Raw genomic sequence first — 26,000 nt, 5'->3', positions numbered from 1 at the left:
GCCCTTTCTCCCGCCCGGCTTTGGCCTGATCGCGTGAATCCCTCGGCACCTGTTCCCCTGATCGAACTGCGCAACGTCAGCGTCGGCTATGGCGACCGCGTCATCCTCGATGGAGTCAACCTGAAGCTGCAGCGCGGCAAGGTGCTGGCGCTGATCGGCACCTCGGGTGGCGGCAAGACCACCATGCTGCGCCTGTTCGGCCGCCAGCTCAGACCCTTGGGCGGCGAGGTGCTGTTCGACGGCCAGGACCTGGCGCCGCTGGACCTGGACGGCCTGTACGCCGTGCGCCGGCGCATGGGCATGCTGTTCCAGTTCGGCGCGCTGTTCACCGACCTCAGCGTCTACGAGAACGTGGCCTTCCCGCTGCGTGAGCACACCGACCTGCCCGAGGCCATGATCCGCGACCTGGTGCTGATGAAGCTCAATGCCGTCGGCCTGCGCGGCGCGCGCGACCTGCTGCCCAGCGAGATCTCCGGCGGCATGGCCCGGCGCGTGGCGCTGGCCCGCGCCATCGCGCTGGACCCCGACCTGGTGCTGTACGACGAGCCCTTCGCGGGCCTGGACCCGATCTCGTTGGGTGTCGCCGCCCGCCTGATCCGCGACCTGAACGACGCGCTGGGCCTGACCAGCGTCATCGTCTCGCACGATCTGCACGAGACCTTCCAGATCGCCGACGAGGTGGCCATGGTGGCCAACGGCCGCATCGTCGCTCAGGGCACGCCGGATGAATTGCGCCACAGCGACGACCCGCTGGTGCGCCAGTTCGTCGGTGCCGAGGCCGACGGTCCGGTGCGCTTCCATCAACCGGCCCGGCCCGTGGCCGAGGACTTCGGGGTGGCGTCATGATGGCTGTGGCCGCCAAGGTGGGCCTGGGCGTGCGCCAGATGCTCGCCGACTGGGGTGCCGCCGCGCGCCTGTTCTGGTCACTGCTTGCCTGTTCGCCGCGGGCGCTGATGCGCTTCGTGCTGGTGCGCGAGCAGCTCTTCTATCTGGGCAACCGCTCCCTGCTCATCATCGGCGTGTCGGGCCTCTTCGTCGGCTCCGTGCTGGCCCTGCAGGGCGACTACGCGCTGCAGCGCTACGGCTCCCGCGAGGCCGTGGGCCTGCTGACGGCGCTCAGCCTGGTGCGCGAACTGGGGCCGGTGGTGACGGCGCTGCTGTTCGCGGGCCGCGCCGGCACGTCGCTGACCGCCGAGATCGGCCTGATGAAGGCCGGCGAGCAGCTCACCGCGATGGAAATGATGGCCGTGGACCCGATTCAGCGCGTGCTGGCGCCGCGCTTCTGGGCCGGCTTCATCGCGATGCCCTTGCTGGCCGCGGTCTTCTCGGCGCTTGGCATCATGGGCGGCTGGCTCGTCGACGTGCCGCTGCTGGGCATCGACGCCGGGGCCTTCTGGTCGCAGATGCAAGGCGGCGTGGACGTGTTCAAGGACGTCGGCAACGGCGTCGTCAAGAGCCTGGTGTTCGGTGTGACAGTCACCTTCATCGCGCTGCTGCAGGGTTATGGTTGCAAGCCGACGCCGGAAGGCGTGTCGGCGGCGACCACGCGGACCGTCGTGGTGTCGTCGCTGGCCGTGCTGGCGCTGGACTTCATGCTGACCGCCATGATGTTTTCGATTTAGGGAGAAGGAAGGATGCAATCCTCTCGATATGACGCCTGGGTGGGCCTGTTCGTGCTGATCGGCGGCGCGGCCCTGTTGTTCCTCGCGCTCAAGGCCGGCAATCTGCTGAGCCTCAATTTCGACGCCACCTATCAGGTCTCGGCACGCTTCGACAACATCGGCGGCCTCAAGCCCAACGCGGCGGTCAAGAGCGCCGGCGTCGTCGTCGGCCGCGTGGAGTCGATCAGCTTCGACGACAAGACCTTCCAGGCCAAGGTGCTGCTCAATATGCACAAGAACACGCTGTTCCCCAAGGACAGCTCGGCCAAGATCCTGACCTCGGGCCTGCTGGGCGAGCAGTACATCGGCCTGGAGCCGGGTGCCGACGAGAAGAACCTGGCCAGCGGTGACGTCATCAAGCAGACGCAGAGCGCCGTCGTGCTGGAAAACCTCATCGGCCAGTTCATCAACAGCAAGGCGTCCGACATGGGCAGCGCGGCGCCCGCGGCGACCGCGTCGGGGGGCAAGCCGTGAGCCGGGTCCTGCGCATGCTGGCCCTGCTGGTGCTGGCGCTGAGCCTGGCCGGCTGCCAGACCGTGAAGGGCGTTGGCACGCGCATCGAGCGCGCCGTCGACAAGGTCATGGGCTCCAAGGGCCAGAAGCTGGACCCGTGGGAGTCGTGGAACCGCAAGGTCTTCGCCTTCAACGAAAGCCTCGATGCGAACGTGCTCAAGCCCGTGGCGACCGCCTATTCCGAGATCGTGCCCTCACCGATCCGCACCGGCATCGACAACTTCTTCGGCAACATCGGCGACGCCTGGTCGGCGGTGAACCTGTTCCTGCAGGGGCGCTTCAAGGCCGGCGTGGAGCAGGGCATGCGCTTCGCCGTCAACTCGACGATCGGCCTGGTCGGCGTGCTGGACGTCGCGACCGAGGCAGGCCTGGAAAAGAACAGCCAGGACTTCGGCAAGACGTTGGGCAAATGGGGCATGGGCACCGGCGCCTACATCGTCTGGCCCCTGTTCGGTCCGTCCTCGGTGCGCGACTCGCTGGCCCTGCCGATGGACTGGAAGGCGTCGCCTGCGGTCGTCTTCGACGACGGCAGCAAGAAGGTGCTGATCACGTCGCTGAACATCATCAACACCCGCGCCAACTTCCTGCGCGCCGGCGAGATGCTGGAAGGCATCGCGCTGGACAAATACACCTTTTACCGCGATGCCTATCTGCAAAGGCGCGGCAGCTTCGATGATGACGACGAGATCGAATTGCTGGTGCCGGGCAATGGGGCCTCGGCGCCGGCTGCCGCCGCTTCGGCGGCTTCGGCCGCTCAGCCCGCGGCCTCAGAACCCGCAGCCAGCGTGAAGAAGCCGGCCGAACCCGCCTCCGCGGCGTCCCGCTGACCTGATGTGCCACCAACGGTTACGTGCCGAGAGCCAACCAAAACCCGGGCTGCGGCGTTGAGCGCCCGTCCCGTCCCGTCCAGTGAAAGTGACACCATGACTCTGCTGACCTCCCTGCGCCGACTGCTCACCGTGGCCACGATTGGCCTCGGCCTCGTGCACGCCGCCCACGCGGCCGATGCCGGCGCGCCCGACCAGCTGATCCGCCAGCTGTCCCTGGAGACCATCGAGGCCGTCAAGGCCGACAAGGACATCCAGGGCGGCAACGTCAACAAGATCATTGCCCTGGTCGATGCCAAGGTGATGCCCCACGTGAACTTCCAGCGCATGACGGCCTCCGCCGTCGGCCGCTTCTGGCGCCAGGCCACGCCCGAGCAACAGACCAAGCTGCAGGCCGAGTTCAAGACCCTGCTCGTGCGCACCTATGCCGGCGCGCTGACCCAGGTGAAGGACCAGACCATCGGCCTGAAGCCGCTGCGTGCCCAGCCGACCGATACCGAAGTCGTCGTGCGCACCGAGATCCGCGGCAAGGGTGACGCCATCCAGCTCGACTACCGCCTCGAGAAGGCCGGCGCCGAATGGAAGATCTATGACGTCAACGTGCTGGGCATCTGGCTGGCGGATCAATACCGCAACAGCTTCGCTCAGGAGATCGGCGCCAACGGCATCGACGGCCTGATCAAGAGCCTGGCCGACAAGAATGCCAAGGCCGGCTCGACTGCCAAGAGCTGATCTTGAGCGGTCTGAAGCTGCCCACGCGGCTGCGCCTGGACGGTGCCCGCGCCGCCTGGGCGCAGATGTCGCCGGCCCTGCGCGCCGAGGCTGCCCAGGTGCTGGCCGCGGCCGGCCGTGAGGTCAGGCTGTCGGCCGCCGAACTGACGGATTTCGATTCCGCGGCGTTGAGCGTGCTGCTGTCGGCCGGGCGGCAATGCACCGAGCAGGGCGCAACGCTCAAGCTCGAAAACGCGCCCGACAAGCTGCGCGAACTGGCGCGCGTCTACGGCGTGGCCGAGCTGCTCTGGCCGCCTGCCGTGGCGGTTTGATCAGCCCAGGGTAGCCCTAACCTGCGTAGCGCTTGGCGCGCAGGTTCTTCTTGATCTCCTGCAGCATGGGCCGCAGGTGCTGGCCCAGCTTCAGCGCCACGCCCGTGGTCAGGATGTCCACCGCGATCAGGTGCAGCAGCCGCGACACCATCGGGCTGTAGCGGTCAAAGTCCTCCGGGTGGTCCACCGCCAGCAGGATCTGGCTGGGGCCCAGCGCGATCTGCGCGAGCGGCGAGGCACTGGCCGTGATGATGATGATGGTCGCGCCCTTCTTGCGCGCGATCTCCGCGGCGTCCAACAGGTCGCGGCTGCGGCCCGAGTTGCTGATGATGACGGCGCAATCGCCCGGCGTCAGCATGGTGGCGCTCATCAGCTGCACATGGCCGTCGCTGGTTGCCACCGTGTTCACGCCGAGGCGGAAGAACTTGTGCTGGGCATCCTGGGCCACGATGCCGGAGTTGCCGACGCCGTAGAACTCGATGCGCTTGTTGTGGCGGGCCGAATCGGCCAGCGCGTCGATGGCGCGCTCGAAGGCGTGGCTGGCGGCGTCGTTGCGGTAGTGCAGCAGGGCGGCAACAGCGTTGTCGACCACCTTGACGATGATGTCGCCCGTCTTGTCGTCCTCGTCCACCGCGCGGTGCACGAAGGGCACGCCCTCGTTGACGCTGCCGGCCAGCTTCAGCTTGAAGTCGGCCAGCCCGTCATAGCCGACGCTGCGGCAGAAGCGCACCACCGTCGGCTTGGACACATGCGAGCGATCGGCCAGCTCGCTGACGGGCAGGCTGGCGAAGCTGCGCGCATCGGCCAGCAACAGCTTGGCGACCCGCTGTTCGGCCGGGGGGAGGGCGGGCAGGGCCGCCTTGACGCGTTCGAGGATGCTCATACCAGACCTTCCGACGGGCCGCCCCTAGGGAGGTCTGCGCCCCCCCGGGGGGCAGCAAACGAAGTTTGCGTGGGGGCCATCATGATTCTTCCGCCCAGCTGAAACCATCACGCGCCACCAAGGCGCTTGCAGCCGCCGGGCCCCAGGAGCCGGCGGAATAGGGACGCGGGCCGCTCGCATCGGCCGCCCACGCATCGAGGATGGGTTCGACCCAGCGCCAGGCCTGTTCCTGCTCGTCGCTGCGCACGAAGAGATTCAGGCGACCGGCGATGGCGTCCAGCAACAGGCGCTCGTAGGCGCCGACACGCTGGGTCGCAAAAGCCTTGTCGAAGTCCAGGTCCAGCGACACCGGCGTCAGCTGTTCGCCGGCGCCTGCGCCCTTCTGGGCCAGCAGTTGCAGCTCCAGGCCGTCCTCGGGCTGCAGCTTGATGACGAGGCGGTTGGGCTGGCTGCCACCAGCGAAGATCTTGTGCGGCACCGGGCGGAAGTTGACGACGATCTGTGCGTCGCGCTCGGCCAGGCGCTTGCCGGTGCGCAGGTAGAAGGGCACGCCGGCCCAGCGCCAGTTGTTGATCTCGGTGCGCAGGGCCACGAAGGTTTCGCAGGGGCTTTCCGGCGGTACCTTGACCTCTTCCAGGTAGCCCGGCACGGCCTGGCCTTCGATGTTGCCGGCGCGGTACTGGCCGCGCACGACGTCGCGGGCCACGCTCTCGGTCGTGAAGGGCTTGAGCGAGCGCAGCACCTTGAGCTTCTCGTCGCGGATGGCGTCGGCGTCGTTGCTGCTCGGCGGCTCCATCGCGATCATCGTCAGCAGCTGCAGCGCATGGTTCTGGATCATGTCGCGCAGCGCGCCGGTGCCGTCGTAGAAGGCCCCCCGCGTGCCCACGCCCAGGCGCTCGGCCAGCGTGATCTGGATGTTGGCGATGCTCTCGCGGCGCCACAGCGGCTCGAACAGCGCATTGCCGAAGCGCAGCGCCATCAGGTTCTGCACCGAGGGCTTGCCGAGGTAGTGGTCGATGCGGAAGGCCTGGCTTTCGGCGAACACGCTGCGCACCGCTCGATTGATCTCCTGGGCGCTGGCCAGGTCGTGGCCCAGCGGCTTCTCGAGCACGACGCGGACCTTGGCGTGGTTCAGCCCCACGGCGCCGAGCTGCTGGCAGATGCCGGTGAACAGATGCGGGCTGGTGGCGAGGTAGAGCACGACGGTGTCGGCATTGCGCGCATCCAGCCAGTCCTTGAGCCCCTGGTAGTGCTCGGGCTGGGACAGGTCCATGCGGCGGTAGTGGATCAGCGCGGCGAAGCGCTCGAATTCCTCGTCGCTCGGCCGCTTGGCGCCGTCCACTTCGCGGAAGCGCTCCTTCAGCCATTCGCGGTAGCGTTCGTCGGTCTGGTCGTCACGCGCGACGGCGAGAATACGACCGCCTTCGGGCAGCTTGCCGTGCCGGAAGGCCTGGAACAGCGCGGGCATCAGCTTGCGCCAAGTCAGGTCGCCGGTGCCGCCAAAGAACACGAGATCGAAAGACATTTGCGGGGTCTCCAGGCCAGCATCTCCCATGAGAGGCTAACCGTTGTGTAACTAAGTTTCGTGAAATACTATGCAGCAGTTTCTTCGCCGGGTCAATCCGGCCGGGGCCTGTTCAGATGACGGGGATCGGATGCGTTGCCACTCAAAAGCCTGCGAGCAAGGCGCGAAACGAAGCTGGGGTGCCGCCCCAGCGAGGTTTCGCAACGCCGCACGCAGGCTTTTGAGTGCCAACCCTTCGGGAGAGGGTTGGCGCGGGCGCACGACGTCGTTGCGCGCCWTGCCCGGGCAACCAGCCCGGGCTTCAGCGCGGCGCCTAGCCCTGCACCCGCGCTAACCCTCTCGCACCGAACCCCGTCATCTGAACAGACCCTCGTCATGAACCAGCTCGACCAGCTCAAATCCTTCACCACCGTGGTGGCCGATACCGGCAACTTCCTGCAGCTCGCGCAGTTCGCGCCGCGGGATGCGACGACCAATCCTTCGTTGATCCTGAAGGCGGTGCAGTCGCCAGATTACGCGCCGCTGCTGAAGGAAACCGTCGAAGCCCATCGTGGCAAGGCGCTCGACGAGATCGTCGACCGGGTGTTGGTGCGCTTCGGCCTGGAGATCCTCAAGGTCGTGCCGGGCCGCGTGTCGACCGAGGTCGATGCGCGCCTGAGCTTCGACAAGGCCGCCAGCCTGGCGCGTGCCCGCCGCATCATTGGCTTGTACGAAGCCGCCGGCATTGGCCGCGAGCGCGTGCTGATCAAGCTGGCGTCCACGTGGGAAGGCATCGAGGCCGCTGCCGAGCTGGAGCGCGAAGGCATCCGCTGCAATCTGACGCTGCTGTTCGCCTTCGCCCAGGCCGTGGCCTGCGGTGAAGCCAAGGTGCAGCTGATCTCGCCCTTCGTGGGCCGCATCTACGACTGGTACAAGAAGTCGGCCGGGGCTGCGTGGGACGAAGCTGCAATGGCCGGCGTCAACGACCCGGGCGTGAAGTCGGTGAGCCAGATCTACGCCTACTTCAAGCAGCATGGCATCAAGACCGAGGTCATGGGCGCGAGCTTCCGCAACATCGGCCAGATCCAGGCGCTGGCCGGCTGCGACCTGCTGACCATCAGCCCCGATCTGCTGGCCCAGTTGCAGGCGACGGATGCCCAGCTCGAGCGCGCCCTCGACCCGGCCAAGACGGCTGCGACGCCGGCCATCCATCTCGACGAGGCCGCCTTCCGCTTCGCGCTCAACGAGGACGCGATGGCGACCGAGAAGCTGGCCGAGGGCATCCGCCTGTTCGCCGTCGACGCCGGCAAGCTCGACAAGCTCATCGAGGCCGCCTGATCATGAAGCGCTGCGACCTGTCTGCCGTCTGGGCCGAACTTCAAGCCCACCATGCCGCGACGGGTCGCGGCTTCGACATCCGTGAAGCTTTCAAGGCTGACGCGGGTCGCTTCGGCGCGCTGTCCTTCGAAGCGCCCGAGGTCTTCGCCGATCTGTCCAAGAACCGCATCGACACGCCCACGTTGGCCCTGTTGCTGAAGCTGGCCCGCGATTGCGGCCTCGAGGCGCGCCGCGATGCCTTGCTGCGCGGCGATCCGGTCAACCACACCGAAGGCCGCGCGGTGCTGCACACGGCGCTGCGCGCGCCGGCCGGCAGCGACGCGCCTTTCAACGCCGAGGTGCAGGCCTCGCTTGACGCGATGCTGGCTTTTGCCGAGAGCGTGCGGGCTGGTGAGCGCGGTGAGATCACCGACGTCGTGCACATCGGCATCGGCGGCAGCGACCTGGGTCCGGCCATGGTCGTGCAGGCGCTGCAGGCCTTCGGCCGGCGCGACCTGAAACTGCATTTCGTGTCCAACGTCGACGGCCATGATCTGGCGCCCGTGCTGGCGGGGCTGGATGCGAAGCACACGCTGTTCGTCATCGCGTCCAAGACCTTCACGACGCAGGAGACGCTGGCCAACGCCCAGGCCGCCAAGGCCTGGTTCCTGGCCGCGGGCGGCAGGGACATCGCCCGCCACTTCGTCGCGACCAGCAGCAATACGGCCGCCGCCGCGGCCTTCGGCATCGACACGGCCTTCGGTTTCTGGGACTGGGTCGGCGGCCGCTACTCGCTGTGGTCGGTCATCGGCCTGCCTATCGCCATTGCCGTCGGCGCCGACAACTTCCGCGCGCTGCTGGCCGGCGCGCATGCGATGGACGAGCACTTCGCGTCCACGCCGCTCGAACAGAACCTGCCCGTGCTGCTGGGTCTCGTCGACATCTGGTACCGCAATTTCCACGGCTTCACGAGCCGCAGCGTCGCGCCCTACCACCAGGGCCTGCGCCGTCTGCCGGCCTATCTGCAGCAGCTGGAGATGGAGAGCAACGGCAAGGGCGTGGACCTGGACGGCAACGCGCTGGCTATCGGCACCTCGCCGGTCATCTGGGGCGAGGCCGGCACCAATGGCCAGCATGCCTACTTCCAGATGCTGCACCAGGGCACCGACGTCATCCCGGTCGAATTCATCGCCGTGAAGCGTCCCAACCACGGCGTGAGCGGTGAGCTGGCCGAGAAGCTGGCCGACCAGCATCGCAAGCTGCTGGCCAACTGTCTGGCGCAGAGCCAGGCCTTGATGCAGGGCAAGACGGCCGCCGAGGCGCTGACCGAGAAGGCGCCGACCGCCTCCGCCACGCTGGACCGCGAGGTGCTGTCCCGCCACCGCAGCTTCCCCGGCAACCGCCCGAGCACGACCCTCGTGCTGGACGCGTTGACGCCGCGTTCGCTCGGTGCGCTCATCGCTCTCTACGAACACCGTGTCTTCGTGACCGGCGCGTTGTGGGGCATCAACAGCTTCGACCAATGGGGCGTCGAGCTGGGCAAGGCGCTGTGCAACCAATTGCTGCCGCGCCTCGAGTCCGGCGACACGGCGGGCCTGGACGGCTCGACGGCCGGTCTGCTGAAGCGCTTGGTGGCCGCATGAAGATCGTCTTCGATTTCGGCGGCGTGGTGTTCCGCTGGCACCCGGCAAGCTTCCTCGCGCGCCTCTGGCCGCACCGCATCGAGACGCTGGAGCAGGGCGCCGCTGCCGCGGCAACCTTCTTCCAGAACTATGGTGGTGACTGGGGCCTGTTCGACCAGGGCCTGATCGGTGCGGCCGAGGTCGTGCGCCGCATCTCGGCCCGCACCGGCTGGCCGCGCGGCGAGGTCGAGGCCGTGGTGCGTGCCGTGCCGGATGAGTTGATGGCCATCCCGGCCACCGTCGTGCTGATCCGCGACCTGCGTGCGGCGGGGCACACGCTGCACTTCCTGTCCAACATGCCCGAGCCCTATGCGGACCATCTCAGCAGGACCTTTCCGCTAAACGAATGGTTCGAGTCGGGTCTGTTCTCGGGCCGCGCCAAGCAGATCAAGCCTGGCGCGGAGATCTTCGCCATGGCCGAGCGTCATTTCAATGCGCCGCCCCAGGAGCTGCTGTTCCTGGACGACCATCCGGCCAATGTCGATGCGGCCCTGGCGCGCGACTGGCAGGCCTTTTTGTTCACCGATGCCGCGAGTGCGCGGCGTGAGCTGGTGTCGCGGCGCTTGCTGAACGCTTAGTGCACCAGCGGCTCGCCGTCCGGCCCGTATTCATCGGGGTTTTGAGGCGGCGTGGCCGGCACGCGGAAGGACTCGCTGGCCCAGGCGCCGAGGTCGATCTGACGGCAGCGCTCGCTGCAGAAAGGCCGCCACTTGTTGCTGGGCGCGAACACGCTGTCGCCGCCGCATTGGGGGCAGCGCACGATGCGCTCGCCTTGTGCATTCGTCTTCATGGGCTCTTTACTGGCAAAGGGCGAGCTCGAAGCCGCTGTCTTCCTGGGCCAGCTTGAGCCGGCCTTCCTCGTCCTGGCGCATCAGGCGGATGGAGATCATCAGCCGGTGGCCGGAGATCTCGGGGATCAGCCCGAGGCTGGGGTCGATGCGCATGCGCAGCAGCTGGTAGACGCGACCGGCCGGCAGGCTCTGCTGGAACTGGCCCGCGGTGGCCGCCACCTTGTGCGGCGCGCCGGAGTCGCGCAGCAGGCCGAGCAGCACCTGCAGGGCCTCGGCCAGCGGCATCAGCGTCTGGGCCCAGGTCATCAGATCCTTGCGGCGGCGCACCGGCAGCAGTTGCTGCCAGTTGTAGTAGGCCGGCAGGTCGAACTCGCAGGTGCCGCCGGGGATGCTGATGCGGCTGCGGATGCTCATCAGCCACTCGTTGCCCGTCAGCGTCGCGCCGGCCTTGCCGGACAGCGCGTTCAGGCGCTGGAAGGCGCCATCGATGCGGGCGACGACTTCGTCCAGGCGGGCCTCATCGAGGCCGGGGCTGCCGCGGTAGCCCACGAATTGCGCTTTGTGCTTCTCGAGCTCCTTGAGCAGGTCGCTCTTGAGGTCGGCGCGGGAGGCGACGTCCATGATCTCGAACAGCGTGACCAGGGCGAAATGATGGTCCAGCGCGGACTCGCGCGACATCAGCGTACCGAGGCGGTCGAACAGATGCTCGAGGCGAAGCATCGTGCGGATGCTTTCGTTGAACGGGTACTCGTACAGGACCAATGGGGCCTCGGGATGGACTGCGGTCAGGGCCGGGCGATTGTTCCACAGCCCCAGCGCTCGGCCAGGTCGAGAACTTCGTTTCTGAGCGCAACAAGCGGCATCCCATCGTTCAGCAGCACGGCGTCGGCCGCGGCGCGGCGCGCCTCCCGCGTCGTCTGCGCGGCGATGGCGCCCGCGATGCGCTCACGCGTCCAGCCCGGGCGCTGTTGCACGCGCTCGAACTGGGTCTGTGCCGAGCAATCGACGACGAGCACGCGGGCCAGGCGAGGCCGCCAGCGCGTGGATTCGACGAGCAGGGGCACGTCGAAGACGAGCAGGGGTGCCGTGGCGGCATCCGCCTGGGCCAGCGCTTCAGCGGTGATCAGCGGATGCAGGATGGACTCGAGCCGACGTTTGGCGGCCGCGTCCGAGAAGGCGAGGGCGCGCATGCGGTCGCGGTCAAGGGCGCCGTCGGCGCCGACGAAATCAGCGCCGAACTGCTGGGCGACAGCGGCCATGGCGGCGCCGCCAGGAGCGGTCAGCGCGCGGGAGATGGCGTCGGTGTCGATGATGGCGGCCCCGGCTTCGCGCAGAAAACCGGCAACAGTGCTCTTGCCGCTGCCGATACCGCCGGTCAGGCCGACCCTCATCAAGGCGTCAGGTCCAGCCGAGCCAGCCCAGCACGGTCGGCTGACCGGCAAACAGCACGACGAGGCCACCGCCTGCCAGGAAGGGGCCGAAGGGCACATAGCGGCCCTCGCGCAGGCCGGCATTCATCTTCATGATGATGCCGATGACGGCGCCTATGGCCGACGCGCCCAGCACGATGGGCAGGATCATCTGCCAGCCCAGCCAGGCGCCCAGGGCGGCCAGCAGCTTGAAGTCGCCGTAGCCCATGCCCTCTTTCTTGGTGAGGAGCTTGAACACCCAGTAGACCGACCACAGCGACAGATAGCCAGCCAGCGTGCCGATCAGGGCCTTGTCCAGCGGGATGGTCCAGCCCATCAGCGCGGCGATCAGGCCGGCCCAGAGCAGGGGCTGGTTGATCGCATCGGGCAGCAGCGTGGTGTCCCAGTCGATCATCGCCAGCGCGATCAGAGCGGCGACGAAGCCGCACCACAGCAGCGTCGTCGGCTGGGCGCCGAAGCGCCATGACAGCGCGGCGAAGGCAATGCCGGTGACGGCCTCGACGATGGGATAGCGCTTGGAGATCGGCGCCTTGCAGGACGCGCACTTGCCACCCAGGCGCAGCCAGCCGACGACGGGCAGGTTCTCATGCCAGCGCAGTTGGTGGCCGCAGTGGGGGCAGCGCGAACGCGGCGCGGCGATGCTGAAGGGCGGCAGGGCCTCGATCTTGGTGCCATAGGCGTCGACGGCCTTGGCCAGCTTTTCCGCCTCGGGCAGGGGCACGCCGGCGACGCGCGCCATCGCCGGCGCGTCGGTCAGCTGCGCGGCCGACTCATGCAGCCACTGGCGCTCCAGGATCAGCGGCAGGCGGTGGATGACGACATTCAGGAAACTGCCGATGCACAGGCCGAAGAGGCCAAGGGCCCAGGGTGACAGCAGCTGGCTGTAGTCAACCACCATTCTCAAACCACCTGGCCGAGCTTGAAGATCGGCAGGTACATCGACACGACGATGCCACCGATCAGGCCGCCCAGGATGACGATGATGAAGGGCTCCATCAGGCTGGACAGGGCCTTGACCGCCTCATCGACCTCGTCCTCGTAGAACTCGGCGGCCTTGGCCAGCATGTGGTCCAGCGAGCCGGATTCCTCGCCGATGGACGACATCTGCAGCACCATGGTCGGGAAGATGCCCGTCGTCTGCATCGACGTGGTCAGCGCGGCGCCGGTGGAGACGTCACGCTGGATCTGCTCGGTGGCTTCCGCGAACACCGCGTTGCCCGACGCGCCGCCCACGGAGTCCAGAGCCTCGACGAGCGGGACGCCGGCCGCGAACATCGTCGACAGCGTGCGGGTCCAGCGCGCGATGGCCGATTTGTACATGAGGTCGCCGAAGACGGGCACCTTCAGCAACAGGCGGTCCATGCGCTTTTGCATCGGCACCGAGCGTTTCCAGGTCTGCAGGAAGAAATAGATGCCGCCACCGATGCTGCCGAAGATGGCCCACCAGTAGGAGACGAAGAATTTCGACAGCGCGATGATGAACAGCGTGGGTGCAGGCAGGTCGGCGCCGAAGGACTTGAATACGTCCTCGAAGGCCGGCACGACGAAGATCATGATGACGGCGACGACGATGAAGGCCACGACCATGACGGCGATGGGGTAGGTCAGCGCCGACTTGATCTTGTTCTTGATGGCGACGGTCTTTTCCTGATAGACGGCCAGCCGGTCCAGCAGCGCTTCCAGAATACCGCCCGACTCACCCGCCTCGACGAGGTTGCAGTACAGCGCGTCGAAATACATCGGGTGCTTGCGGAAGGCCGACGACAGGCTGGTGCCGGTCTCGACGTCCTGGCGGATGTCGTTCAGCAACCGCGTGAGGCGCGGGTTGGTCGCGCCACGAGCCACGATGTCGAAGGACTGCAGCAGCGGCACGCCGGCGCGCATCATCGTCGCCAATTGACGCGTGAAGATGGCGATGTCCTTCTGCTTGATCGCGCTGCCGCCGCTGGCGCGGCGCTTCTTGACCTTGTTGACCAGGATGCCCTGGCGGCGCAGGGTGGCGCTGACCATGGCTTCGCCGCCGGCACGCAGTTCACCTCTGACGATCTTGCCGTTGCGGTCCTTGCCTTCCCACTCGAAGACGAAGTCCTTGACGCCCTTTGCTGCAGCGGTGGCAGTAGCCATGCGCTCTCCTCGAGACTGATTATTCGTTGGTGGCGGCCAGCACTTCTTCCAGCGTCGTAACGCCGAGGCGTACCTTCACCAAGCCGGATTGGCGCAGATCGCGCACGCCTTCCTTCTTGGCCTGATCGGCGATGTCCATCGCCGTTCCCTCAGCCAGGATGATGCGTTGAATGTCTTCCGTGATCGGCATGACTTGGTAAAGACCGACACGGCCGCGGTAACCATTTGTGCAGTTGCTGCAGCCGACGGCACGGTAGGTCTTCCAGCTGCCGTCGAAGTCGTCCTCGACGAAGCCGGCCTTGATCAGGGCCTCACGCGGATAGTCGGCCTGCTGCTTGCAGTTCTCGCACAGCCGGCGCACCAGGCGCTGGGCCGTGATGAGCAGCACGCTGGACGCGATGTTGAACGGCGCCACGCCCATGTTGAGCAGGCGGGTCAGCGTCTTGGGTGCGTCGTTGGTGTGCAGCGTCGACATGACCATATGGCCGGTCTGCGCGGCCTTGATCGCGATGTCGGCCGTCTCCAGGTCGCGGATTTCGCCGACCATGATGATGTCCGGATCCTGGCGCAGGAAGGACTTCAGCGCGGCCGCGAAGTTCAGGCCGGCCTTGTCGTTGACGTTGACCTGATTGATGCCGGGCAGGTTGATTTCGGCCGGGTCTTCCACGGTCGCGATGTTGACGCCGGGCTGGTTCAGGATGTTCAGGCAGGTGTAGAGCGACACCGTCTTGCCGGAACCCGTCGGCCCGGTCACCAGCACCATGCCGTAAGGGCGGTAGATGCAGGCGAGCAGGCGATCCTTCTCGATCTTCTCGTAGCCCAGCGCCTCGATGCCCAGCTTGGCCGAGGAGGAGTCCAGGATACGGATGACGATCTTTTCGCCGAAGAGGGTGGGCAGGGTGCTGACGCGGAAGTCGATGGACTTGCTGCCGAACTTCAGCTTCATGCGCCCGTCCTGGGGCACGCGCTTCTCGGAGATGTCCAGGCGCGAAATCACCTTGATGCGCGAGGCCAGCTTGTCCTTGATCGCGATGGGCGGCTGCGTGATTTCGCGCAGCTCGCCGTCAACGCGGAAGCGCACGCGGTAATGGAATTCGTAGGGCTCGAAATGCAAGTCCGAGGCGCGCAGATTGATCGCGTCGACCAGCATCTTCTGCAGGAAGCGCACGACCGGTGCGTCCTCGACGTCTGCCAGCTCCGCCGACTCCTGCTGCGGCGTCGCATCTTCCTCGGCGATGTCGAAGTCGAAGTCGCCGCCGGCGATGCTCTCCAGCGACTCGGTGGCACTCGCGCTGGTGCTGGACAGCATCTTCGCCAGCTTGTCGTGCTCGACGATGACCCATTCCGGCTGCAACTGGGTCGCGAACTTGATGCGTTCGATGACTTCCAGGTCGGTGGGGTCGGCGCCGCCGACGAAGAGACGATTGCCGCGCCGGGACAGGGCGACAACCTGGTACTGCAGGGCCAGCTTGGCGTCGATGACGTTCTGCGGCATGCGCTGCGGGTCCATCGCGGACAGATCCAGCAGCGGCAAGGCCAGTGCGCTGGACAGCGTGTGCGCGAGATCGACGGGCGAGACCTGGCCGCTCGCGATCACCGCGTTGACAAAGCTGGTCTTCTTTTCTCTCGCCTGTTTGACGAGATCTTCGGCCGCCTTGGCTGGGAGCTTGCCCGCATGCACCAGCATGCGCGCAACCCCCGACAGGGAGGACTGGAGCGGCTCGGCGAGCGTGGTTTCCACAGGCAGTTGCGTCGACGACGGAAAGAGCGAAGTCTGCTGATTGTGCCAGCCGCAAGCCGCACTCGCGGCAAACGATTTCCAGGGATAACGTCAGGATTTCAGGTCACTCTTGCGGCGCCTGTGTCGGTTTTCACGACCCTCGTCCCGAGGGGCAATGATGGAAGATCTGGTCGGGGTGAGAGGATTCGAACCTCCGGCCTCTACGTCCCGAACGTAGCGCTCTACCAGGCTAAGCTACACCCCGATGTCTTCCGCTGAGCTCCTCTTTTTCAGGAGTGACGCTCAACCGACTGAATTGCGAATTCTAGCAGAGATTCGGTCCACTTGTTTGGAGGCAGATGGCTGAGGCAGTCGGCCGCGTGCCGCGCTTCGGTGCGGGCGGCCTCCCGCGTCGACTGCAGCGCGCCGGTCGAGCGCACGATGGCGACGATGTCCTGCAGCTTTTCCTGTTCGCCTTCCTCGATCGCGTGGCGCAGCAGGGCGCGCTGATCGGGCGTTGCGCGCTCCATCGCGATCAACAGCGGCAGCGTCGTCTTGCCCTCGCGCAGGTCGTCGCCGATGTTCTTGCCGAGTTCCAGGGCATCGCCCTCGTAGTCCAGTACGTCGTCGATGAGCTGGAAGGCTGTTCCCAAGGCCCGTCCGTAGGCAGCGCAGGCTTCTTCGACCTCGGGCGACGCATTGGCGAGCACCGCGCCCAGGCGGGCGCTGGCCTCGAAGAGCTTGGCGGTCTTGAACCGGATCACGCGCAGATAGCTTTCCACGGTGATGTCGGGGTCGTGCATGTTCATCAACTGCAGGACCTCGCCCTCGGCGATGACGTTGGTGGCTTCGGCCAGCACTTCCAGCACGCGCATGCGGTCGACCGACACCATCATCTGGAAGGCGCGCGAGTAAAGGAAGTCGCCGACCAGCACGCTCGCCGCGTTGCCGAACAGGGCGTTGGCCGTCGGCTTGCCGCGGCGCAGCGAAGACTCGTCGACGACGTCGTCGTGCAGCAGGGTCGCCGTGTGGATGAACTCGACGACGGCGGCCAGTTCGAAGCGCGCGGGCTTGTCGAAGCCGAGGGCATTCGCAAACAGCAGCACGAGCTTGGGGCGCATGCGCTTGCCGCCGGCATGCACGATGTAGTGGGCGATCTGGTCGATCAGCGCCACATCGGAAGAGAGGCGCTGGGCGATGACAGCGTCGACCTGGGCCATTTCGGCGGCCAGCAGGGCGAGTACCTCGGCAACTTGGGACGGGGGCGAGGCAGACTCGACGCTCACTCTGGACTCTCAGTCAAGGAATCCGGCGATTATAGAAACGCTGTCTGCCCCCTCACGGGCTTGGCGTTGTGGGCAGTTGTCACGGGGCTTGCACGCGCCCTGGCGGCGGCGCAATTGCCTTCCGGTTGAGGCTCAGGGTATACTCGTGGGCTCTTTGCGGCTCGTGCGCCTTTGGTGTGTGATCTGCCGAGAGATCAAAACCGACAAAAAGGCCCGACGAGGGCGGCGGTGCTCAGCGTGATGCTGGCACCTGAGCCGCTGGAGCCGGGTGAATGTACCCCCGAGGTACGGAAGGATGAATATGTACGCGGTCATCAAAACCGGCGGCAAGCAATACAAGGTTGCTGCTGGTGAAAAGATCAAGGTCGAGTTGCTCGACGCGGAAGTCGGCGCCGAGGTCACCATCGACCAGGTGCTGGCAGTTGGCAGCGGTGACGGCCTGACGGTCGGCGCTCCGCTGGTCGCCGGCGCTACCGTCAGCGCCAAGGTCGTCAGCCACGGCAAGCACGACAAGGTTCGCATCTTCAAGATGCGCCGTCGCAAGCACTACAAGAAGAGCCAGGGCCATCGCCAGAACTACACCGAGCTGGAAATCAGCGCGGTCAACGGCTGATCCCTCTTCTTTCGCTAATTTCTAGGAGCTAAACATGGCACAGAAAAAGGGCGGCGGTTCTACACGGAACGGCCGCGACTCCAAGCCCAAGATGCTGGGCGTCAAGGCTTACGGCGGTGAACTGATCTCCGCTGGTTCGATCATCGTTCGCCAGCGCGGCACCAAGTTCCACCCCGGTGTGAACGTCGGCATCGGCAAGGACCACACGCTGTTCGCGCTGGTCGATGGCCACGTCAGCTTCACCGTCAAGGGCGCCAACAGCCGCTCGACGGTCGTCGTGACGCCGCTGGCCGCCTAAGGTCGGCAGTTCGGGCGACAACATCGCCCGATATCCGAAGCCCCGGCTCGCCGGGGCTTTGTCATTTCTGAAGTCTGGTGCGCCACACGACGGTGCACCGGTTGCAACCCAGCCATTACGATGGCCCACCCGCCATGAAATTCGTTGACGAAGCCACCATCGATGTCGCCGCCGGTAACGGTGGCGCTGGCTGCGCGAGCTTTCGCCGCGAAAAGTTCATCCCCTTCGGTGGCCCCGACGGTGGCGACGGCGGCAAGGGCGGCAGCGTCTGGGCCGAGGCTGACCGCAATCTCAACACGCTGATCGACTACCGCTATGCGCGCCGCCACGAGGCCCGCAACGGCGAGGCCGGCCGTGGTTCGGACTGCTTCGGTGCGGCGGCCGACGACATCGTGCTGCGCGTGCCGGTCGGCACCATCATCACCGACCTCGAAACCGAGTCCGTCATCGGAGAACTGCTGGAGCCGGGTCACCGCATCCTGATCTGCAAGGGCGGCGACGGCGGTTTCGGCAACCTCCATTTCAAGACCTCGACGAACCGGGCGCCGCGTCAGAAGACGCCGGGTTGGCCGGGCGAGATCAAGAAGATCCGCATGGAGTTGCGCGTGCTGGCCGATGTCGGCCTGCTGGGCCAGCCCAACGCCGGCAAGTCGACGCTGATCACGGCCATTTCGAACGCCAAGCCCAAGATTGCGGACTATCCGTTCACGACGCTGCATCCCAACCTCGGCGTCGTGCGCGTTGCGCCGGAGAAGAGCTTCGTCGTGGCCGACATTCCAGGCCTCATCGAAGGTGCAGCGGAGGGGGCCGGCCTGGGCCACCAGTTCCTGCGCCATCTGCAGCGCACGCGCCTCTTGCTGCACGTCGTTGACCTGGCCCCCTTCGACCCCGAAGTCGACCCCGTCAAGGAAGCCAAGGCGATCGTCGCCGAGCTCAAGAAGTACGACCCCGAGTTGCATGACAAGCCGCGCTGGCTGGTGCTCAACAAGCTGGACATGGTGCCCGAGGAAGAGCGCGAAGCCCGCGTGAAGGACTTCGTCAAGCGCTACAAGTGGAAGGGCCCGGTCTTCAAGATTTCCGCGCTGACGCGCGAGGGCTGCCAGCCCCTCATCCACGCCATCTACGACCACGTTGCCGCCGAGCAGAAGGTGGTCGAGGACCGCGACGTCCGCTTCGACGCCCCCGACACCACAGAATGACCCTGCTCTCCAGCGCGCGCCGCATCGTTGTCAAAGTCGGTTCCAGCCTCGTCACCAACGAGGGCCGGGGCGTTGACGCCGAAGCGATCGCGAACTGGAGCCGTCAACTGGCGGCATTGGCCAACGAAGGGCGTGAGCTGATCATGGTGTCCAGCGGCGCCATCGCCGAGGGCATGAAGCGCCTCGGTTGGGCGACGCGCCCCAAAGAGCTGCATGAGTTGCAGGCCGCCGCCGCCGTCGGCCAGATGGGCCTGGCGCAGATGTACGAGAGCCAGCTCAGCGCCCAAGGCATGGCCAGCGCCCAGGTGCTGCTGACCCACGCCGACCTGGCCGACCGCGAGCGTTATCTCAATGCCCGCTCGACGCTGCTGACGCTGCTGGCGCATCGCGTGCTGCCGGTCATCAACGAGAACGACACCGTCGTCAACGACGAGATCAAGTTCGGCGACAACGACACGCTGGGTGCGCTCGTCGCCAACCTCGTCGAGGCCGACGCCCTCGTCATCCTGACCGACCAGCGCGGCCTGTATTCAGCCGACCCGCGCAAGGACCCTTCTGCCCGCTTCATCGACACGGCCCAGGCCGGTGACCCTGAGCTGGAGCGCATGGCCGGCGGCGCGGGCTCCAGCCTCGGCCGCGGCGGCATGATCACCAAGATCCTGGCCGCCAAGCGCGCTGCGGGCAGCGGCGCCGGCACCGTGATCGCCTGGGGGCGCGAGCCCGACGTGCTGCTGCGACTGGCGCGGGGCGAGGCCATCGGGACGGCCCTGCACGCAGCAACGCCCAAGCTGGCGGCGCGCAAGCAGTGGATGGTTGATCACCTGCAACTGCGCGGGGCCGTCAAGGTCGATGCCGGCGCGGCGATCAAGCTGCGTGACGAAGGCAAGAGCCTGCTGCCCATCGGTGTCGTCGAAGTGCAGGGCGGCTTCCACCGCGGCGATGTCATCGCCGTGCAGACGGCCGAAGGCGTTGAGCTGGCCCGTGGCCTGGCCAACTATTCAGCGTCGGAAGCGCGATTGATCGCGCGCAAGCCGTCGTCGGAGTTCGAGGCCCTGCTCGGTTACGCAGCAGAGCCTGAACTTATCCACAGAGACAACCTGGTGCTCCGCTAGGAGCTCAGCTCGTTGGCTCGCCGTCCGGTGGTGACGCAGTCGTCTCCACCGGCGCCTCCAAAGGCATCGGCCCGCTGTTGCGCTCCCGATGCGCCGGCCGCATGCCGGCGCGCAGATAGCGGTTGTGGTGGTTGATGCGCGGCAGATAGCGCGCCAGCTCCGTCAGCGCCATCTCGTAGACGCCGCGCTTGAACTCGATGACGGCCTCGAGTGGCACCCAGTACTCGTTCCAGCGCCAGGCGTCGAACTCGGGGTGGTCGGTGGCGCGCAGATTCATGTCGCAGTCGCGGCCCACCATCTGCAGCAGGAACCAGATCTGTTTCTGGCCGCGATAGTGGCCGCGCGCATCGCGCCGGATGAAGTGCTCGGGCACCTCATAGCGCAGCCAGTCGCGTGTTCTCGCGATGATGCGCACATGCTCTGGTATGAGCCCCACCTCTTCGTGGAGCTCTCGGAACATCGCCTGCTCAGGCGTTTCACCGTGCTTGATGCCCCCTTGCGGGAACTGCCACGAGTGCGTCCGGATGCGCTTGCCCCAGAACACCTCGTTGCGTTGGTTGAGCAGGATGATGCCGACGTTGGGGCGGAAGCCTTCACGGTCGAGCATAATCAACCTCAAATCTCTAGTTGGTTCGATTATTGCATCGGGCCGCGATTGCCACAGCGCCCTCGCTAACCCGAAGATTTGCCTCTGTTTTGTCGTGACTTCGGCCGGGTTTTCACCCGGCCTTCGCATTTGGTTTGCCCATGAAAGCCTCCCAGTTTTTCGTCTCCACCCTCAAGGAAGCGCCCGCCGATGCCGAGGTCGTCAGCCACAAGCTGATGATGCGCGCCGGCATGATCAAGCGCCTGGGCGCCGGCATTTACAACTACATGCCGATGGGGCTTCGCGTCATCCGCAAGGTCGAGAAGATCATTCGCGAGGAGATGGATGCGGCCGGCGCCGTCGAGTGCCTGATGCCCGTCATCCAGCCTGCCGAGCTGTGGCAGGAAACTGGCCGCTTCGACAAGATGGGCCCCGAACTGCTGCGCGTGAAGGACCGCCATGGCCGCGACTTCATCGTCCAGCCGACCAGCGAGGAAGTCATCACCGACATCGCTCGCCAGGAGCTGCGCAGCTACCGCCAGCTGCCGAAAAATTTCTATCACATCCAGACCAAGTTCCGCGACGAGCGCCGCCCGCGCTTCGGCCTGATGCGTGGCCGCGAGTTCACGATGAAGGATGCCTATTCCTTCGACCGTGACGTGGAGTCGGCCGGCCGCAGCTACGAGAACATGTACGCGGCCTACTGCAAGATCTTCGACCGCTTCGGCCTGCAATACCGCGCCGTCGCGGCGGACACCGGCGCCATCGGCGGCGACCGCTCGCATGAGTTCCAGGTCATCGCGGACACCGGCGAGGACGCCATCGTCTACTGCCCGACCAGCGACTACGCGGCCAACATGGAGCTCGCGGAAGCCGTGGCCCTGCTGCCTGGCCGCGCCGCTGCCCTGCAGGCGCTGAGCAAGACGCCCACGCCCGGCAAGGCCACCTGCGCCGAGGTCGCGCTGCTGCTGAACCTGCCGCTGGCCCAGACGGTGAAGTCCCTGGTGCTGGCCACCGATGAGCTCGACAAGGACGGCAACATCGTCAAGACCCAGGTCTGGCTGCTGCTGGTGCGTGGCGACCACGACCTGAACGAGGTCAAGGCCGGCAAGGTCGAAGGCCTGAAGGGCGGCTTCCGCTTCGCGACGGGCGGCGAGATCGACGCCCACTTCGGCTGCAAGCCCGGCTACCTCGGCCCCATCGGCTTGAAGCAGCCGCTGAAGATCGTCGCCGACCGCACCGTCGCTGTCATGAGTGACTTCGTCTGCGGCGCCAACGAAGCAGACTTCCACTTCACCGGCGCCAACTGGGGCCGCGACCTGCCCGAGCCCGATGTCGTCGCCGACATCCGCAATGTCGTCGCCGGCGACCCCTCGCCCGACGGCAAGGGCCTGCTCGCCATCCAGCGCGGCATCGAGGTCGGCCATGTCTTCTATCTCGGCACCAAGTACTCGTCCGCGATGAACGCGAACTTCCTGGACGAGAACGGCAAGCCCAAGCTGATGGAGATGGGCTGCTATGGCATCGGCGTGACGCGCATCCTGGGTGCCGCCATCGAGCAGAACCACGATGCGCGCGGCATCATCTGGCCGGACGCCATCGCGCCGTTCACGGTCGTCATCTGCCCCATCGGCGCGGACCGCAGCGCCGACGTCAAGGCTGCTGCTGACAAGCTCTACGAAGAGCTGAAGGCGCTGGGCGTGGACGTGCTGCTGGACGACCGCGGCGAGCGCCCCGGTGCGATGTTCGCGGACTGGGAGCTGATCGGCGTGCCGCACCGCGTCGTGCTGGGCGACCGTGGCCTGAAGGAAGGCCAGGTCGAGTACCAGGGCCGCCGCGATGAAGCCGCGACCAAGCTGGGCGTCAACGATGTGGTCGGCCATCTGAAGGGCCTGCTCAAGCTTTGAAGCGCCGGCTGCTGCTGTCCAGCCTGCTCGCCGCGCCGTTGGCGGCGCGGGCGGGCGCCCAGGTCGAGGAGCCGCTGGCGGATTCGATGCGCTCGGCGCTGAGCGCGTCCATCGCGCAGAGCGCGCCGCCGCGCCCCAGGTTCGATGCCAGCCAGATCGACGAGCGCATGGCCTATCTGCGCTGGCTGGGCGCCATGAGCGAGCGGCTGAAGAAGCGCAAGACCGAGGCGCAGATCCGCATCGAGTTCCTCGAGACGGTCTGGTACGAAGCCAAGCGCGCGGGCCTGGAGCCCAGCCTGGTGCTCGGCCTCGTGCAGGTGGAGAGCGGCTTTCGCAAATACGCCATCAGCATTGCCGGCGCGCGCGGCTATATGCAGGTCATGCCCTTCTGGGCCAAGCTGATCGGCGACGGCGACGCCGCGAGCCTCTTCCACATGCAGAGCAACCTGCGTTTTGGCTGCGTCATCCTGCGCCACTACCTGGACCGCGAGAAGGGCGATATGTACCTCGCGCTGGGGCGCTACAACGGCAGCCGCGGCAAGCCCGAGTACCCGAACGCCGTGTTTGCCGCACGTCGGCAGTGGCTGCTGCCGGGCGAGAAGTGAAGGGCCAGTAAAGCCCTCAGGGCTTACCCGGCGTGGCTTGTGGCTGGGGTTGATTGGCGCGTTAGGCTTGGCGGTTTCGTCCACAAGACAAGCCGCCGATGCACGCTGCCAAACGCTTTGCGCCCCTTCTTCTCACCACGCTGCTGGCCACCAGCCTGAGCTGGGCCCAGTCCACGGACAACCCCCTCTTCGCGCCAAGCCCGCTGCCGCTGCAATACCCGCAGTTCGACAAGGTGAGGGACGAACATTTCGGCCCGGCCCTGGACAAGGGCATGGCCGAGCAACTGGCCGAGATCCAGGCCATTGCGGACAACCCCGCGGCGCCCACCTTCGACAACACCATCATCGCGTGGGAGAAGAGCGGCCGGCTGCTGGGCCGCACCTCCACGCTGCTGTTCAGCCTGATCGGCGCCGATGCCAACCCGGCCCGCCAGCAGCTGCAGACCGACTACGCCGCCAAGCTCGCCGCGCATCGCGACGCGGTGCTGCTCAACCCCAAGCTGTTCGCACGCATCGAGGCCTTGTATGCGGCACGCACCACGGCGGCGCCCAACGCCCAGGGCACGCGCCTCATCGAGCGCTACCGCCGTGACATGGTGCGCGCCGGCGCCCAGCTGAGCGATGAGCAGAAGGTGCGCATGAAGGCCATCAATGCCGAAGTGGCGACGCTGGGCGCGCGCTTCAACCGAGCGGTGCTGGCCGAGGTCAATGACTCGGCTCTCGTCGTCGACAGCGCCGAGGAGCTGGCCGGCCTGACACCGGCCCAGATCTCCGCCGCCTCGGAGGCGGCCAAGAAGAAGGGCCTGGAAGGCAAATACCTGCTGACGCTGCTGAACACCACCATCCAGCCGCCCGAGACCGAGCTGCAGAACCGCGCGCTGCGCGAACGCCTGCATTTGGCCTCGGTCGCCCGCGGCAGCCGCGGCAATGCCAATGACACGACGGGCATCGTGTCGCGCGTGATGACGCTGCGCCAGGAGCGCGCCGCCCTGCTGGGCTATGCCACGCCGGCCGCCTATGTGCTGGAGGAAGAAACGGCCAAATCGGCCGAAGCCGTCAACGCCATGCTCGGCAAGCTCGGGCCGGCCGCCGTCGCCTCCGCCAGACAGGAAGCGGCCGAACTGCAGAAGCTCATCGACACCGACCAAGCCGCCAAGAAGCAGCCCAGCTTCGCGCTGCAGCCCTGGGACTGGAGCTACTACTCCGAGAAGCTGCGCGCCGCCAAGTACGGCTTCGACGAGAGCCAGCTCAAGCCCTATCTGGAGCTCACCAGCGTGTTGGAGAAGGGCGTCTTCTACGCCGCCAACCAGCTCTACGGCATCAGCTTCAAGCGCCGCACCGACCTGCCGGTCTACCGCGACGACGTGCGCACCTACGACGTCTTCGACAGCGACGGCAAGCAGCTCGCCATCTTCATCGCCGACCTCTACGCCCGCCCGAGCAAACGCGGCGGTGCGTGGATGAACGCCTATGTCGGCCAGAACCCGCTGGAGGGCACTTCCCCCGTCGTCGCCAACCACCTCAACATCCCCAAGCCACCCGCCGGCGAGCCGACGCTGCTGACCTGGGACGAGGTCAACACGCTGTTCCACGAGTTCGGCCACGCGCTGCATGGCATGTTCAACAAGGGCCTGTATCCGGGCCTCTCCCGCGTGCCGCGTGACTTCGTCGAATACCCCTCGCAGGTCAACGAGGTCTGGGCCGACTGGCCCAGCGTGCTGGCCAATTACGCCAAGCACTACCAGACCGGCGCACCCATGCCGCGCGAGCTGCTCGACAAGGTGGCGCGTGCCAAGCGTTTCAACCAGGGCTACACGACGCTGTCCTATCTCGGCGCGGCCATCGTCGACCAGCGCCTGCACCAGCTCAAGGCCGGTGAGGTGCCGGCCGCGGACGGCGTCATGGCCTTCGAGGCCAAGGTGCTGAAGGACGAGGGCATCGCCTTCGGCCCGGTGCCGCCGCGCTACCGTCTGCCCTACTTCAGCCACATCATGGGCGGCTACTCGGCTGGCTACTACGCCTACATCTGGAGCGAGGTGCTGGACGCCGACACCGTGGAATGGCTGAAGGCCCATGGCGGCCTCAAGCGTGCCAACGGCGACGCACTGCGCGCGAAGCTGTTGTCGCGTGGCGGCAGCGAGGATGCGATGGTGCTGTTCCGCAACCTGGTCGGGCATGAGCCCGACATCAAGCCGCTGCTGGAACGCCGCGGCCTGGTCGTGCAGAAGCCCTGAGCAGAACCGCTGGGCGCGTCAGGCGTTGGTCGCCAGCGCGCCCGGGTAGCTCAGGGAGCTCGACGTCGCGGAGACGGAGAACACCACGCTGGTGCTGCTGGTCTGCTGCATCAGCGAGGTGTAGAGCGACATGACGCCGCCAGCCGACCTGGCGAGCTTGGCCGCCTGAGAGATGGCGGCGCTTTGCTGAATCGTCGTCGACAGCTTCATCGCCTCCTTGGCCTGGTCGGCGATGCGGTTGGCGAAGCTGGGCTGGCTGGTGTCGGCCTTCAGAAAGGCCTTCATCGCGGCCTTGTCCGCTTCGGAGCCGTTGAAGGCCACGCTGCCGTCGCTCTTCACCGAGATGTCGATGGCTGCCGTCAGGTGGATGCCAGCCTTGTCCATCGCGGTGCGCAGCTCGGCGCCCAGCTTCTTCTGGGCGATGTCGAGCTGGTGCACGGCAGCCGATGACTTGGCCGTGCCGGCCGCGCGTTGCAGGGCAGCCTGGGACACTTGCGAAGTCACCGTCTTGTCGCCGGTGCGGGCATTGGCGGCCGTCTTGCCATTGGCGGCCGAGTTGTCGAGGCCTTGCGTCGACAGATAGTTGAGCAGCGAGGCGTTGAGGCCAGTCACCACGGCATTCCCCTGAGTCTTTCCTGCCGGCATCTTGCGGGCAAGGGGGCGGT

At 66.5% G+C, this 26,000-nt stretch carries 27 protein-coding genes and 1 tRNA gene; 16 read left to right on the top strand and 12 right to left on the bottom strand.

Annotated features, from left to right (window positions below):
* The first annotated feature begins 33 nt into the window (after positions 1-33).
* The 6 genes from AC1DW3_RS08505 to AC1DW3_RS08480 all read left to right on the top strand — a co-directional run bounded on the left by AC1DW3_RS08505 (position 34) and on the right by AC1DW3_RS08480 (position 4,044).
* Positions 34-846, top strand: a complete 813-nt coding sequence (locus tag AC1DW3_RS08505; RefSeq protein ID WP_477930454.1) for an ABC transporter ATP-binding protein — start codon at positions 34-36, stop codon at positions 844-846.
* Positions 843-1,622, top strand: coding sequence for a lipid asymmetry maintenance ABC transporter permease subunit MlaE (gene mlaE, locus AC1DW3_RS08500; RefSeq protein WP_477930452.1), 780 nt, complete (start codon positions 843-845; stop codon positions 1,620-1,622). The genes AC1DW3_RS08505 and mlaE overlap by 4 nt, the downstream gene beginning before the upstream one ends.
* Positions 1,623-1,634: 12 nt before the next feature.
* Entirely contained in the window at positions 1,635-2,135 is a 501-nt protein-coding gene (mlaD, locus tag AC1DW3_RS08495; RefSeq protein ID WP_477930450.1) for an outer membrane lipid asymmetry maintenance protein MlaD, read from the top strand.
* Entirely contained in the window at positions 2,132-3,001 is an 870-nt protein-coding gene (locus AC1DW3_RS08490; RefSeq protein ID WP_477930448.1) for an MlaA family lipoprotein, read from the top strand. Before mlaD ends, AC1DW3_RS08490 begins: the two co-directional genes overlap by 4 nt.
* A 96-nt stretch (positions 3,002-3,097) precedes the next feature.
* Entirely contained in the window at positions 3,098-3,733 is a 636-nt protein-coding gene (locus AC1DW3_RS08485; RefSeq protein ID WP_477930446.1) for an MlaC/ttg2D family ABC transporter substrate-binding protein, read from the top strand.
* A gap of 2 nt (positions 3,734-3,735) precedes the next feature.
* A complete protein-coding gene (locus AC1DW3_RS08480; protein ID WP_477930445.1) occupies positions 3,736-4,044 on the top strand; it encodes an STAS domain-containing protein in 309 nt (102 codons plus the stop codon).
* A gap of 16 nt (positions 4,045-4,060) precedes the next feature.
* Here the strand turns inward: AC1DW3_RS08480 and AC1DW3_RS08475 are convergent, their stop codons facing one another.
* Positions 4,061-4,921 (bottom strand): MurR/RpiR family transcriptional regulator, encoded by an 861-nt coding sequence (locus tag AC1DW3_RS08475; RefSeq protein WP_477930598.1) that lies wholly within the window; start codon positions 4,919-4,921, stop codon positions 4,061-4,063.
* Positions 4,922-5,006: 85 nt separating this feature from the next.
* Positions 5,007-6,452, bottom strand: a complete 1,446-nt coding sequence (gene zwf, locus AC1DW3_RS08470; RefSeq protein WP_477930443.1) for a glucose-6-phosphate dehydrogenase — start codon at positions 6,450-6,452, stop codon at positions 5,007-5,009.
* Positions 6,453-6,827: 375 nt separating this feature from the next.
* On the opposite strand from zwf, the gene tal reads away from it, so the two are divergent.
* From tal to AC1DW3_RS08455, 3 genes are read left to right on the top strand one after another with little or no spacing between them, the layout of a single operon-like run.
* Positions 6,828-7,769 (top strand): transaldolase, encoded by a 942-nt coding sequence (gene tal / locus AC1DW3_RS08465; RefSeq protein ID WP_477930441.1) that lies wholly within the window; start codon positions 6,828-6,830, stop codon positions 7,767-7,769.
* A gap of 2 nt (positions 7,770-7,771) precedes the next feature.
* Positions 7,772-9,391: a glucose-6-phosphate isomerase gene (pgi, locus tag AC1DW3_RS08460; RefSeq protein ID WP_477930439.1), complete on the top strand. Its 1,620-nt coding sequence runs from the start codon at positions 7,772-7,774 to the stop codon at positions 9,389-9,391.
* Positions 9,388-10,008 (top strand): HAD family hydrolase, encoded by a 621-nt coding sequence (locus AC1DW3_RS08455; protein ID WP_477930437.1) that lies wholly within the window; start codon positions 9,388-9,390, stop codon positions 10,006-10,008. The genes pgi and AC1DW3_RS08455 overlap by 4 nt, the downstream gene beginning before the upstream one ends.
* On the opposite strand, the gene AC1DW3_RS08450 is transcribed toward AC1DW3_RS08455, so the two are convergent.
* The 8 genes from AC1DW3_RS08450 to ispB all read right to left on the bottom strand — a co-directional run bounded on the left by AC1DW3_RS08450 (position 10,005) and on the right by ispB (position 16,781).
* A complete protein-coding gene (locus AC1DW3_RS08450; RefSeq protein ID WP_348014033.1) occupies positions 10,005-10,220 on the bottom strand; it encodes a DNA gyrase inhibitor YacG in 216 nt (71 codons plus the stop codon). The two genes, AC1DW3_RS08455 and AC1DW3_RS08450, sit on opposite strands and share 4 nt — an antisense overlap.
* A 7-nt stretch (positions 10,221-10,227) precedes the next feature.
* A complete protein-coding gene (gene zapD, locus AC1DW3_RS08445; RefSeq protein ID WP_477930435.1) occupies positions 10,228-10,983 on the bottom strand; it encodes a cell division protein ZapD in 756 nt (251 codons plus the stop codon).
* Between the two features lie 23 nt (positions 10,984-11,006).
* Positions 11,007-11,612 (bottom strand): dephospho-CoA kinase, encoded by a 606-nt coding sequence (gene coaE / locus AC1DW3_RS08440; protein ID WP_477930433.1) that lies wholly within the window; start codon positions 11,610-11,612, stop codon positions 11,007-11,009.
* Positions 11,613-11,619: 7 nt separating this feature from the next.
* The gene (locus AC1DW3_RS08435; protein WP_477930431.1) at positions 11,620-12,549 is read right to left on the bottom strand and encodes a prepilin peptidase; all 930 of its coding nucleotides are present in this window, start codon (positions 12,547-12,549) and stop codon (positions 11,620-11,622) included.
* Between the two features lie 2 nt (positions 12,550-12,551).
* Positions 12,552-13,775 (bottom strand): type II secretion system F family protein, encoded by a 1,224-nt coding sequence (locus tag AC1DW3_RS08430; protein WP_477930429.1) that lies wholly within the window; start codon positions 13,773-13,775, stop codon positions 12,552-12,554.
* 19 nt (positions 13,776-13,794) lie between these two features.
* A complete protein-coding gene (gene pilB / locus AC1DW3_RS08425; protein ID WP_477930596.1) occupies positions 13,795-15,462 on the bottom strand; it encodes a type IV-A pilus assembly ATPase PilB in 1,668 nt (555 codons plus the stop codon).
* A gap of 221 nt (positions 15,463-15,683) precedes the next feature.
* A tRNA-Pro gene (locus AC1DW3_RS08420) sits at positions 15,684-15,760 on the bottom strand.
* 25 nt (positions 15,761-15,785) lie between these two features.
* Entirely contained in the window at positions 15,786-16,781 is a 996-nt protein-coding gene (gene ispB / locus AC1DW3_RS08415) for an octaprenyl diphosphate synthase (protein WP_477930427.1), read from the bottom strand.
* Positions 16,782-17,082: 301 nt separating this feature from the next.
* Between ispB and rplU the strand changes: the two genes are divergently transcribed.
* From rplU to proB, 4 genes are all read left to right on the top strand, one after another.
* Entirely contained in the window at positions 17,083-17,394 is a 312-nt protein-coding gene (gene rplU / locus AC1DW3_RS08410) for a 50S ribosomal protein L21 (protein WP_476789767.1), read from the top strand.
* A 34-nt stretch (positions 17,395-17,428) separates the two neighbouring features.
* Positions 17,429-17,692 carry a 50S ribosomal protein L27 gene (gene rpmA, locus AC1DW3_RS08405; protein ID WP_477930425.1) on the top strand — a complete coding sequence of 88 codons (264 nt, stop codon included), beginning with the start codon at positions 17,429-17,431 and terminating at the stop codon, positions 17,690-17,692.
* 134 nt (positions 17,693-17,826) lie between these two features.
* On the top strand, positions 17,827-18,891 hold the full coding sequence (gene obgE / locus AC1DW3_RS08400) for a GTPase ObgE (RefSeq protein WP_477930423.1): 1,065 nt from the start codon (positions 17,827-17,829) through the stop codon (positions 18,889-18,891).
* Entirely contained in the window at positions 18,888-20,003 is a 1,116-nt protein-coding gene (proB, locus tag AC1DW3_RS08395; RefSeq protein WP_477930421.1) for a glutamate 5-kinase, read from the top strand. Before obgE ends, proB begins: the two co-directional genes overlap by 4 nt.
* Before the next feature lie 4 nt (positions 20,004-20,007).
* On the opposite strand, the gene AC1DW3_RS08390 is transcribed toward proB, so the two are convergent.
* Complete coding sequence (locus tag AC1DW3_RS08390; RefSeq protein ID WP_477930419.1) at positions 20,008-20,610, bottom strand: RNA pyrophosphohydrolase; 603 nt, start codon at positions 20,608-20,610, stop codon at positions 20,008-20,010.
* 140 nt (positions 20,611-20,750) lie between these two features.
* On the opposite strand from AC1DW3_RS08390, the gene AC1DW3_RS08385 reads away from it, so the two are divergent.
* From AC1DW3_RS08385 to AC1DW3_RS08375, 3 genes are all read left to right on the top strand, one after another.
* Positions 20,751-22,496, top strand: a complete 1,746-nt coding sequence (locus AC1DW3_RS08385; protein WP_477930417.1) for a proline--tRNA ligase — start codon at positions 20,751-20,753, stop codon at positions 22,494-22,496.
* Positions 22,493-23,101, top strand: a complete 609-nt coding sequence (locus AC1DW3_RS08380; RefSeq protein ID WP_477930415.1) for a lytic transglycosylase domain-containing protein — start codon at positions 22,493-22,495, stop codon at positions 23,099-23,101. The genes AC1DW3_RS08385 and AC1DW3_RS08380 overlap by 4 nt, the downstream gene beginning before the upstream one ends.
* Positions 23,102-23,199: 98 nt before the next feature.
* Positions 23,200-25,335 (top strand): M3 family metallopeptidase, encoded by a 2,136-nt coding sequence (locus tag AC1DW3_RS08375; protein ID WP_477930413.1) that lies wholly within the window; start codon positions 23,200-23,202, stop codon positions 25,333-25,335.
* A gap of 18 nt (positions 25,336-25,353) precedes the next feature.
* Here AC1DW3_RS08375 and AC1DW3_RS08370 read toward each other — a convergent pair whose 3' ends face one another.
* Complete coding sequence (locus AC1DW3_RS08370; RefSeq protein WP_477930411.1) at positions 25,354-25,947, bottom strand: hypothetical protein; 594 nt, start codon at positions 25,945-25,947, stop codon at positions 25,354-25,356.
* Positions 25,948-26,000 lie beyond the last annotated feature (53 nt).

The sequence above is a fragment of the Roseateles sp. P2_H4 genome (genome assembly GCF_056403315.1).
This window is presented reverse-complemented; position numbering and strand designations above follow the sequence as displayed.

Bases quoted from the DNA above. Each gene is read 5' to 3' on its own strand.
- mlaE (WP_477930452.1), top strand. From the start codon at position 843: ATGATGGCTGTGGCCGCCAAGGTGGGCCTGGGCGTGCGCCAGATGCTC.
- mlaD (WP_477930450.1), top strand. From the start codon at position 1,635: ATGCAATCCTCTCGATATGACGCCTGGGTGGGCCTGTTCGTGCTGATC.
- AC1DW3_RS08485 (WP_477930446.1), top strand. From the start codon at position 3,098: ATGACTCTGCTGACCTCCCTGCGCCGACTGCTCACCGTGGCCACGATT.
- zwf (WP_477930443.1), bottom strand. From the start codon at position 6,452: ATGTCTTTCGATCTCGTGTTCTTTGGCGGCACCGGCGACCTGACTTGG.
- tal (WP_477930441.1), top strand. From the start codon at position 6,828: ATGAACCAGCTCGACCAGCTCAAATCCTTCACCACCGTGGTGGCCGAT.
- pgi (WP_477930439.1), top strand. From the start codon at position 7,772: ATGAAGCGCTGCGACCTGTCTGCCGTCTGGGCCGAACTTCAAGCCCAC.
- AC1DW3_RS08455 (WP_477930437.1), top strand. From the start codon at position 9,388: ATGAAGATCGTCTTCGATTTCGGCGGCGTGGTGTTCCGCTGGCACCCG.
- AC1DW3_RS08450 (WP_348014033.1), bottom strand. From the start codon at position 10,220: ATGAAGACGAATGCACAAGGCGAGCGCATCGTGCGCTGCCCCCAATGC.
- coaE (WP_477930433.1), bottom strand. From the start codon at position 11,612: ATGAGGGTCGGCCTGACCGGCGGTATCGGCAGCGGCAAGAGCACTGTT.
- AC1DW3_RS08435 (WP_477930431.1), bottom strand. From the start codon at position 12,549: ATGGTGGTTGACTACAGCCAGCTGCTGTCACCCTGGGCCCTTGGCCTC.
- AC1DW3_RS08430 (WP_477930429.1), bottom strand. From the start codon at position 13,775: ATGGCTACTGCCACCGCTGCAGCAAAGGGCGTCAAGGACTTCGTCTTC.
- pilB (WP_477930596.1), bottom strand. From the start codon at position 15,462: ATGCTGGTGCATGCGGGCAAGCTCCCAGCCAAGGCGGCCGAAGATCTC.
- rplU (WP_476789767.1), top strand. From the start codon at position 17,083: ATGTACGCGGTCATCAAAACCGGCGGCAAGCAATACAAGGTTGCTGCT.
- rpmA (WP_477930425.1), top strand. From the start codon at position 17,429: ATGGCACAGAAAAAGGGCGGCGGTTCTACACGGAACGGCCGCGACTCC.
- obgE (WP_477930423.1), top strand. From the start codon at position 17,827: ATGAAATTCGTTGACGAAGCCACCATCGATGTCGCCGCCGGTAACGGT.
- proB (WP_477930421.1), top strand. From the start codon at position 18,888: ATGACCCTGCTCTCCAGCGCGCGCCGCATCGTTGTCAAAGTCGGTTCC.
- AC1DW3_RS08390 (WP_477930419.1), bottom strand. From the start codon at position 20,610: ATGCTCGACCGTGAAGGCTTCCGCCCCAACGTCGGCATCATCCTGCTC.
- AC1DW3_RS08385 (WP_477930417.1), top strand. From the start codon at position 20,751: ATGAAAGCCTCCCAGTTTTTCGTCTCCACCCTCAAGGAAGCGCCCGCC.
- AC1DW3_RS08375 (WP_477930413.1), top strand. From the start codon at position 23,200: ATGCACGCTGCCAAACGCTTTGCGCCCCTTCTTCTCACCACGCTGCTG.